Source organism: Micromonospora sp. S4605, from assembly GCF_003176715.1.
Lineage (GTDB): Bacteria > Actinomycetota > Actinomycetes > Mycobacteriales > Micromonosporaceae > Micromonospora > Micromonospora echinaurantiaca.
This window is the reverse complement of the sequence record NZ_QGSW01000103.1, coordinates 1-9,047: the sequence shown is the minus strand read 5'-3', so window position 1 is coordinate 9,047 and position 9,047 is coordinate 1. Positions and strand designations below refer to the sequence as shown.

Here is a 9,047-nt window from a genome sequence, read left to right as displayed (position 1 = left end):
AGGGGAAACGCCCGGTCACATTCCGAACCCGGAAGCTAAGCCCTCCAGCGCCGATGGTACTGCACTCGTGAGGGTGTGGGAGAGTAGGACACCGCCGGACAATCTTCCATTCAGGGCCACCCCCCACCGGGGGTGGCCCTGAATGCATTCCACCCCCAATTTTCGCCCGCCGGCTTCTGAGCTGGTTGCGGTTGGGTGTGGCCCCGCCGTGCCCGGCTCCGGGCGGTCAGGCTTGATCCCTCCGCCGGAATGGCGCGGCCTAAAGGTTGCAGCTGCTGTCACCGGTCGAGTTGACCCGAACCGGCGACCACCAACACGGTCGGTGGGAACCCCCCTCACGCCGGCGAAGCTCGGGCGCCGCTGGCACTCATCTGCCACCCGCAAGTCCCCGCGGACCGGGACCCCGACGAGGGTGTGGGACCGCCGTGACCGACGCAGGGATCAAGCCTGACCGCCAGACGCCGGACACGGCGGACCACACCGCACCGCAGCCACCTACGGCCGCAAGCGACGACGCCACGCCTCACCGCAAGCACCCGACCCGCACCCGGGCAGGACCGGCCACGGAAAGGCGCGTCAGTCGCGGGTCTGGACCTCGTCGCGGATGTTGCGGAGCAGCTCGCCGGACTGGTCGACCGGGCGGCCCGGGAACATCGCCATCACCACACTGCCGTGGTCGGCCCAGCCGCAGATGGCGAAGTCGCCGCCCTCGCCGCTGGTGCTGCCGCACTTCATCACGCCGCCGAACCGGCCCGCCGGCACCTCCCGCAGCCCGGTCACCTTGCCGGTCTCGTCCGACATCAGGTCGAAGAGGGTGTCCAGGTCGCGTTCCGGCTGCCAGAGCAACGTGGTGCCACCGAAGATGAGCACCGACTTCCGCTCGTCGGCCGGGTCCCGGTAGACGGTGCCGAAGCTGCGGTCCAGGTCGATGTCGGCGGCGAAGCCGCTGCGCAGGTAGTCGGCGGTGCTGCGGGCCCGCTCGCTGTCGTCCCGGGTCAGGCCGGCCACCCGTTCCGGCGTGGCCAAGTCGGTGTCCTCCTGCTGGGCCACCCGCCAGCCGGCCGTGCCCAGCGCACCGGCGCCGGCCAGGCCGGCGACGAGCAGCGCCGCGAGCAGCACCCGCCGGCGTCGCGACCGGGGCCGCCGTTCGGCGGTCGCCTCCTGGTCCCGGTTGCTCAGCTGGATGGGCTCCTCGGTCAGGTCGATGGGCTCCCGCCCGTCGTCGACCGGGCGCTCGGTGAGATGTGCGTCGGACATAGCCGACACCGTACGCGAAGCACCGGTGGCGCACGTCAGGTCCGCGGAAGCGCTCCGTAGACTTTCAGGGTGACCGAGAGACTGGATGCCCGACGCCCCGACGCCCCGACCCTGCCCGGCCAGTACCAGCCGGGCGAGGTAGAGCAGCGACGGTACGAGCAGTGGGTAGCCGCCGGCCACTTCCGGGCGTCGGCGGAGAGCGACAAGCCCCCGTTCACCATCGTCATCCCGCCGCCGAACGTCACCGGCTCGCTGCACATGGGCCACGCGTTCGAGCACACGCTGATGGACGCCCTCACCCGGCGCAAGCGCATGCAGGGTTACGAGGCGCTCTGGCTGCCCGGGATGGACCACGCCGGCATCGCCACCCAGAACCTGGTGGAGCGGCAGCTCGCCACCGAGGGGTTGTCCCGGCACGACCTGGGCCGGGAGAAGTTCGTCGAGCGGGTCTGGCAGTGGAAGGCCGAGTCGGGTGGCGCGATCCTCGGCCAGATGCGCCGCCTCGGCGACGCGGTCGACTGGGACCGGGAGCGCTTCACCATGGACGAGGGCCTGTCCCGGGCCGTGCAGACCATGTTCAAGAAGCTCTTCGACGACGGGCTCATCTACCGGGCGAACCGGATCATCAACTGGTGCCCGCGCTGCCTGACCGCGCTCTCCGACATCGAGGTGGAGCACACCGACGACGAGGGCGAGCTCATCTCGATCCGCTACAGCGACGAGGTCGTGGTGGCCACCACCCGGGCCGAGACGATGCTCGGCGACACCGCGGTCGCGGTGCACCCGGAGGACGAGCGGTACCGGCACCTGATCGGCACGGAGGTGGCGCTGCCGCTCACCGACCGGCGGATCCCGATCGTCGCCGACGAGCACGTCGACCCGAGCTTCGGCACCGGCATGGTCAAGGTGACCCCGGCGCACGACCCGAACGACTTCGAGATCGGCCAGCGGCACGACCTGCCCGCCCTGACAATCATGGACGAGCGGGGGATCATCACCGCGCCCGGCCCGTTCCAGGGCCTGGACCGGTACGAGGCGCGCCCGGCGATCGTCGCCGCGCTGCGCGAGCAGGGCCTGATCGTCGCGGAGAAGCGGCCGTACCTGCACGCGGTGGGGCACTGCTCGCGGTGCAAGACCACCGTCGAGCCGCGGCTGTCGCTGCAGTGGTTCGTGAACACCGGGCCGCTCGCCCAGGCCGCCGGCGACGCGGTTCGCGACGGTCGGGTGAAGATCGAGCCGGCCGAGCTGGCCAAGCGCTACTTCGCCTGGGTCGACAACATGCACGACTGGTGCATCTCCCGCCAGCTCTGGTGGGGCCACCGCATCCCGGTCTGGTACGGCCCGAACGGCGAGATCGTGTGCGTCGGCCCGGACGAGGAGCCGCCGAGCGGCGAGGGCTGGCGGCAGGACGAGGACGTCCTGGACACCTGGTTCTCCAGCGGCCTGTGGCCGTTCTCCACCCTGGGCTGGCCGGAGCGGACCCCGGACCTGGCCAAGTTCTACCCGACCAGCGTGCTGGTCACCGGTTACGACATCCTCTTCTTCTGGGTCGCCCGGATGATGATGTTCGGCCTCTACGCGATGGACGGCGTGCAGCCGTTCGACGTGGTGGCGCTGCACGGCATGGTCCGCGACGAGCACGGCAAGAAGATGTCGAAGTCGTTCGGCAACGTGGTCGACCCGCTGGACTGGATCGACCGGTTCGGCGCCGACGCCACCCGGTTCACCCTGGCCCGGGGCGCCAACCCCGGCCAGGACGTGCCGGTCAGCGAGGAGTGGTGCCAGGGCTCCCGCAACTTCTGCAACAAGCTCTGGAACGCCACCCGGTTCGCGCTGATGAACGGCGCGCACACCGGGGGGCCGCTGCCGGCCGCCGAGGCGTTGTCGACGGTCGACCGGTGGATCCTGTCCCGGCTGGCGCACGTCACCGCCGAGGTCGACGAGCAGTTCGAGGCGTACGAGTTCGCGAAGGTCTGCGACCTGCTGTACCACTTCGCCTGGGACGACGTCTGCGACTGGTACGTCGAGCTGAGCAAGCCGGTGCTGGCCGAGGGGGGACCGGCCGCCGAGGCCACCCGCCGGGTGCTCGGGCACGTGCTGGACCAGCTGCTGCGGCTGCTGCACCCGGTCATCCCGTTCGTCACCGAGGAGCTGTGGCTCGCCCTGACCGGCGGCGAGACGGTGATGACCGCCGCCTGGCCGACCGCCGACCGGGCGCTGTTCGACGACGCCGCCGAGGCCGAGGTCGGCACCCTGCAGCGGGTGGTCACCGAGGTCCGCCGGTTCCGTTCCGACCAGGGCCTGCGCCCCACCCAGCGGGTCGCCGCCCGACTCGACGGCCTGGCCGCCGCCGGGATCGCGGCGCACGAGCCGCTGATCCGGTCGCTGGCCCGGCTGGACGCGGCCGGTGGCGCCTTCCAGGCCAGCGCCACGCTGGCCATGCCCGGCTCGGTGAACGTCGCCCTGGACACCCGGGGCTCCATCGACGTGGCCGCCGAGCGGGCCCGGCTGACCAAGGACCGCGCGGCGGCCGAGAAGGAGGCCGCGCAGGCCCGGGCCAAGCTGGACAATCCGGCGTTCGTCGGCAAGGCACCGGAGCCCGTGGTGACCAAGATCCGTGACCGGCTCGCGGTGGCCGAGGCCGACCTGGCCCGGATCGACGCGGCCCTGGAGGCGCTTTCCTCGTGACCGATCGTGACTCGTTCGCCGAGGTCGAGGCCGAACTGTCCGGCCGCGGGTTCACCCGGATGGTCTTCGAGCTGGACCGGATCCAGTCCCTGCTCGACCTGCTCGGCGACCCGCAGCGGGCCTACCCGGCGATCCACCTGACCGGGACCAACGGCAAGACCTCCACGGCCCGCATGATCGATTCGCTGCTGCGGGCGTTCGGGCTGCACACCGGCCGCTACACCAGCCCGCACCTGGAGACCGTCCGGGAGCGGATCAGCCTGGACGGCGAGCCGGTGAGCGAGGAGCGGTTCACCGCGACGTACCGGGAGGTCGAGCCGCTGGCCCGGCTGGTGGACGAGCGGTCGGCCGAGCCGCTGACCTACTTCGACATGACCACCGCGCTGGCGTTCGCCACCTTCGCCGACGCCCCGGTGGACGTGGCGGTGGTCGAGGTGGGTCTCGGCGGCGCCGAGGACTCGACGAACGTGATCCAGGCCGGAGTCGCGGTGATCACGCCGATCGGGCTGGACCACACGGAGTGGCTCGGCGACACGGTCGAGGACATCGCCCTGCACAAGGCCGGCATCATCCACAAGGGCGCGACGGTCATCTCGGCGGCGCAGGAGGAGGAGGCGGCCCGCCCGATCCTGGAGCGCTGCGCCGAGGTGGGCGCGACCATCGCCCGCGAGGGCTCCGAGTTCGGGGTGCTTCGCCGGGCGGTCGCCGTCGGCGGCCAGGTGCTCACCCTGCAGGGCCTGGGCGGCGTCTACGAGGAGGTGTTCGTCCCGCTGCACGGCGCCCACCAGGCGCAGAACGCGGCGGTGGCGCTCGCCGCCGTCGAGGCGTTCCTCGGTGCCGGCGCGCGGCGGCAGCTGGACGTCGAGACGGTCCGCGAGGGGTTCGCGGCGGCCAGTTCGCCGGGGCGGCTGGAGCGGGTCCGCAGCGCGCCGACGATCCTGCTGGACGGGGCGCACAACCCGCAGGGGATGGCCGCCACGGTCACCGCGCTGCAGGAGGAGTTCGCGTTCAGCAAGCTGGTCGCGGTGCTCGGCGTGCTCGCCGACAAGGACGCGGCCAGCCTGCTGGAGCTGCTGGAGCCGGTGGTCGACCAGGTGGTGGTGACCCGGAACAGCTCGCCGCGGGCGATGCCGGCCCGGGAGTTGGCGGCATTGGCCGCCGAGGTGTTCGGCCCGGACCGGGTGGAGGTGGCCGAGGAGATGCCGGACGCGATCGAGGCGGCGGTGGCGCTGGCCGAGGAGGACGTGCCGGGCGAGCTGAGCGGGGTGGGCGTACTGATCACCGGTTCGGTGGTGACCGTGGCCGACGCCCGCCGGCTGCTGAAGCGATGACCGGCCCGGAGCACCCGCGGGCGGACGCGCCGGGCGAGCCGGCCGGCGCCCCGGACGGCCCCGCCCCGGACGGCCCCGCCGCGGGCGGACCGCGGCGGTCGGGGCTGCGGAACCCGGAGCGGGCGGTACGCGGCCTGGGCGCCGGCACGCTGAGCCTGGAGGCGTTGGTGCTGCTGCTCGCCATCCAGCCGATCCGGGTGGTCGGCGGCGACCTGAGCGGCACCGCGATCGGCGCGGTGGTGGCGCTGGCCGTGGCGGCGGTGGTGCTGGCCGGCATGATGCGCCGACCGTGGGCCTGGCCCGCCGGCACCGCCCTGCAGGGGCTGCTGATGCTGGCCGGGCTGCTGCACTGGTCGCTGTTCGCGCTGGGTGTCATCTTCGCCCTGGTCTGGGCGTACGCCCTGCACGTACGCCGGGTCATCCTCGGCTGAGCGCGGCCCGGCCGGTCGGCCGGGGGTTCACGCCTCGGCGCGTTCCCGCCACTGGGTCAGCGCGATGCCGTGGCCGTCCGGGTCGCGGAAGGCGGCCGCCCACACCTCCAGCCTGCTGCCCCGGTTGACCACCCTCGGCGCGTAGGTGAACCGCACGCCGGAGTCGCGCATCCGGTCGTACGCGGCCTGGATGTCGTCGACCTCGAGGTTGACGTGCACCACCCGCCGGTTCACCGCCGCCGCCTCGGTGTTCTCGCGCAGCACCAGGCGGGTCGCGCCGGAGGCGAGCACGGCGTTGCCGCTGCCCCGGTCGACCTCGGTGAAGCCGAGCACGTCCCGGTAGAACGCCAGCGAGCGGGACAGGTCGGTGACCAGCAGGGTGAGCCCGACCCCGCTGATCGGCGCGGCCGGGTCGGCAGCCGCGGCGTCCGGGTCGAAGCCGAAGATCGCCTCGTCCAGTTCCTCCGGGGTGACCGCCTCCGTGCGCGGCCGGGGCGGCGGCAGCGGGTCGTCCAGCGGCAGGTCGATCGGGTCGAGCGGCTCCGCCGCGGGCGGGTCGAACCGCTCCTCGGCGGGCGGGCGCGGGGCCGGGGTGGCCCGGCGGGGCAGCGTGCCGCTCTCGGTCGACTGCTCCACCACGGTGCCCTCCAGCACCACCGGGCCGCCGGGGCGCTGGTGCATCCGCACCGGTTCGCGCTCGTCGGCGGGCGGGCCGAGCTCGTCGACCAGCGGGTCCGGCCCGAGCGGATCGCGCGGGTCGTCGCGCAGGTCGTCCTCCGGGGCCCGGTCGGCCCACGGCGGGGCCTCCTGCTGGATCAGCACCTCCTCCACCGGCTCGGCGCCGGCGTACTCGGGCGGGAGGTCGGCGGCCGCCTCGGCGGTCTCGCTGTGCGTGGGCACCTCGTCCCAGAGGACCCGGACGTGCCGCTGGTCGTCCAGCGCCACCCGGATCGGCAGGGCCTGACCGAGCGACGGCCACTTGGCCACCGGCACCCGCGGCTCGATGATCTTCTTGGAGCGCGGCGGCAGGCCCGGGGCGTCGATCACCAGTTGCAGCTCGCAGCGGCCGAAGGCGTACTGGGTGGGTGGCTCGGAGGCGCTGTGCACGTGCCCGACGCCGACCACCCAGGTGCGCCCGCCGCCACGCACGGTGGCCAGCGCGATGGCCAGCACCAGCAGGGCCGCCCCGAGCGCCACGATCGCCCAGCTGGTCATGCCGAGGCCGAAGAGGATCACGAAGGTGGCCACGGTGCCGAGCACCGCGGCGATCAGCTTGCGTACCGGCGCGATGGGTCGGTTCCCGCCATTCGCCACTGTGGACCTCCCGGGGGTCAAGGGCCAGGCTAGGCCGGACCGGTGGCCGGGGGAAAGACCGGCCGCCGCGCCGGCGCCGGGACCGGGTCGCTAGGCTGACCGTACCCAGCAGGACGGTCTTGCGCGCACAGGAGGAACCCAGCGTGTCCAGCAGCAGCCCGGATGAGCGCACCCTCGTACTGATCAAGCCGGACGCGGTGCGCCGCGGGCTGGTCGGCGAGGTCATCTCCCGCTTCGAGCGCAAGGGCCTGCGGATCGACGCGATGGTGACCCGGACGATGGACCCCGCGCTGGCCGACGAGCACTACGCCGAGCACGTCGACAAGCCGTTCTACCCACCGCTGAAGGACTTCATGACCGGCGGTCCGCTGGTCGCCCTGGTGCTCTCCGGCGACCAGGTCATCGACGTGGTGCGCGGGCTGGTCGGCGCGACCGACGGGCGCAAGGCGGCCGCCGGCACCATCCGCGGTGACTTCTCCCTGTCCAACCGGGAGAACCTGGTGCACGCCTCCGACTCCCCGGACAGCGCCAAGCGGGAGATCGCGCTCTGGTTCCCCGAGCTGGGCTGACGCGAGCTGGGCTGAGCCGGTGCGGGCTCCGGGCTCAGTCGGTGAGGGTCGGGAGCTTGTCCGGGTTGCCCACCACGTAGAGCCCGGTGATCCGACCGCCGGCGGCGGACACGGTGAGCGCGTACCGGCTGCCGTCGGGGCGGACGACCAGCGCGGCCGGCTGGCCGTTGAGTTCCAGCCGGCGCACCGAGAGCCGGACGCCGCCGTAGATGCCGGCGAAGAAGCGGGCGATCCGGTCCGCGCCGGTGACCGGGTTGCGGGCCGCCTTCACCCGCCCGCCGCCGTCGGTCCAGGCGGTGGCGTCCGCGGCGACCAGCCCGGTCAGCGCCGCCAGGTCGCCGTCGCGGGCGGCGGCGAGGAAGGCGTCCAGCAGCCGCTCCTGCTCGGCCCGGTCGACGGTGAACCGGCGCCGGTCCTGCCCGATCCGGGCCACCGCGCGGTGGTGCAGCTGCCGGCAGTCCGCCGGCGACCGGTCCAGGATCTCCGCGATCTCGGCGTACGGCAGCTCGAAGGCGGTGTGCAGGACGTAGACCGCCCGCTCCGGCGGGCTGAGCCGTTCCAGCAGGTGCAGCAGCGCGGTGCCCAGCGTGTCGCGCTGCTCGGCGCGGTCCAGCGGCCCGAACGGCGAGGGCGCGGTCGGCACCGGTTCGGGCAGCCACGGGCCGACGTACGCCTCCCGGGCGGCCTGCCGGGCCCGGAGCCGGTCCAGGGCCAGCCGGGTGACCACCCGGGACAGGTACCGGCGCGGCTCGGCCACCGCCGCCCGGTCGACGGCCAGCCACCGCAGGTAGGCGTCCTGGAGCACGTCCTCCGCGTCGTGCCGGCTACCGAGCAGGCGGTAGGCGAGGCCGAGCAGCATCGGCCGGTGCGCCTCGAGCGCACCGGCCGCCTGCTGCGCTGCGAGCGTGGTCACACGGTCAGCGGGGGCTGCTTCCGGGTGGTGACGGCGATCCGGTTCCACACGTTGATTGTGGCGATCGCCATGACCAGGTCGGCCAGTTCCCGCTCCGACCACACCTTCGCCGCGGCGTCCCAGACGTCGTCCGGCACGCCGTGCTCGCCGAGCCGGGTGACCGCGTCGGTGAGGGCGAGCGCGGTGCGCTCCCGCTCGGTGAAGAACGGCGCCTCCCGCCACGCCGCCACCGCGAACAGCCGGCGGGTCGACTCGCCCGCGTCGAGGGCGTCCCGGCTGTGCATGTCGACGCAGAACGCGCAGCCGTTCAACATCGACGCCCGGATCTTGACCAGCTCCAGCACGGTGTGCTCGACGTTGGCCCGGACGTACTTCTCCAGCCCCAGCACGGCGTGGTACGCCTCCGGCGCCACCTCGGCCGCATCCATCCGCTGCATGACAAACCTCCCTGGTCGGTGGTGTGACACCGACACGACGACGCGGCGGGGGCGCGGCGTGACGGTCGGGCCTGTGATCCCGGTCATGGCGGGCGCGCCGCGCGGGG

8 protein-coding genes and 1 rRNA gene are annotated in these 9,047 nt (G+C 73.4%); 5 read left to right on the top strand and 4 right to left on the bottom strand.

Going from position 1 to position 9,047, the window contains the following annotated elements:
* Nucleotides 1-100: ribosomal RNA gene (gene rrf, locus DLJ47_RS06470) — 5S ribosomal RNA — on the top strand; the annotation flags it as partial.
* Between the two features lie 476 nt (nt 101-576).
* Here rrf and DLJ47_RS06465 read toward each other — a convergent pair.
* Nucleotides 577-1,257 carry a hypothetical protein gene (locus DLJ47_RS06465; RefSeq protein WP_109899154.1) on the bottom strand — a complete coding sequence of 227 codons (681 nt, stop codon included), beginning with the start codon at nt 1,255-1,257 and terminating at the stop codon, nt 577-579.
* Between the two features lie 69 nt (nt 1,258-1,326).
* Here DLJ47_RS06465 and DLJ47_RS06460 point away from each other — a divergent pair, with 69 nt between their 5' ends.
* From DLJ47_RS06460 to DLJ47_RS06450, 3 genes are read left to right on the top strand one after another with little or no spacing between them, the layout of a single operon-like run.
* Nucleotides 1,327-3,945 (top strand): valine--tRNA ligase, encoded by a 2,619-nt coding sequence (locus DLJ47_RS06460; protein ID WP_109899153.1) that lies wholly within the window; start codon nt 1,327-1,329, stop codon nt 3,943-3,945.
* Between the two features lie 59 nt (nt 3,946-4,004).
* A complete protein-coding gene (locus tag DLJ47_RS06455; protein WP_396774913.1) occupies nt 4,005-5,276 on the top strand; it encodes a bifunctional folylpolyglutamate synthase/dihydrofolate synthase in 1,272 nt (423 codons plus the stop codon).
* Complete coding sequence (locus tag DLJ47_RS06450; protein WP_199235725.1) at nt 5,273-5,707, top strand: DUF4233 domain-containing protein; 435 nt, start codon at nt 5,273-5,275, stop codon at nt 5,705-5,707. The genes DLJ47_RS06455 and DLJ47_RS06450 overlap by 4 nt, the downstream gene beginning before the upstream one ends.
* A 27-nt stretch (nt 5,708-5,734) precedes the next feature.
* Here DLJ47_RS06450 and DLJ47_RS06445 read toward each other — a convergent pair whose 3' ends face one another.
* A complete protein-coding gene (locus DLJ47_RS06445) occupies nt 5,735-7,021 on the bottom strand; it encodes a VOC family protein (protein WP_109899151.1) in 1,287 nt (428 codons plus the stop codon).
* A 143-nt stretch (nt 7,022-7,164) separates the two neighbouring features.
* Between DLJ47_RS06445 and ndk the strand changes: the two genes are divergently transcribed.
* On the top strand, nt 7,165-7,590 hold the full coding sequence (ndk, locus tag DLJ47_RS06440; RefSeq protein WP_109899150.1) for a nucleoside-diphosphate kinase: 426 nt from the start codon (nt 7,165-7,167) through the stop codon (nt 7,588-7,590).
* Between the two features lie 34 nt (nt 7,591-7,624).
* Here ndk and sigJ read toward each other — a convergent pair whose 3' ends face one another.
* Nucleotides 7,625-8,503 (bottom strand): RNA polymerase sigma factor SigJ, encoded by an 879-nt coding sequence (gene sigJ, locus DLJ47_RS06435; protein ID WP_233257687.1) that lies wholly within the window; start codon nt 8,501-8,503, stop codon nt 7,625-7,627.
* On the bottom strand, nt 8,500-8,940 hold the full coding sequence (locus tag DLJ47_RS06430; protein WP_109899149.1) for a carboxymuconolactone decarboxylase family protein: 441 nt from the start codon (nt 8,938-8,940) through the stop codon (nt 8,500-8,502). The genes sigJ and DLJ47_RS06430 overlap by 4 nt, the downstream gene beginning before the upstream one ends.
* Between the last annotated feature and the right edge of the window lie 107 nt (nt 8,941-9,047).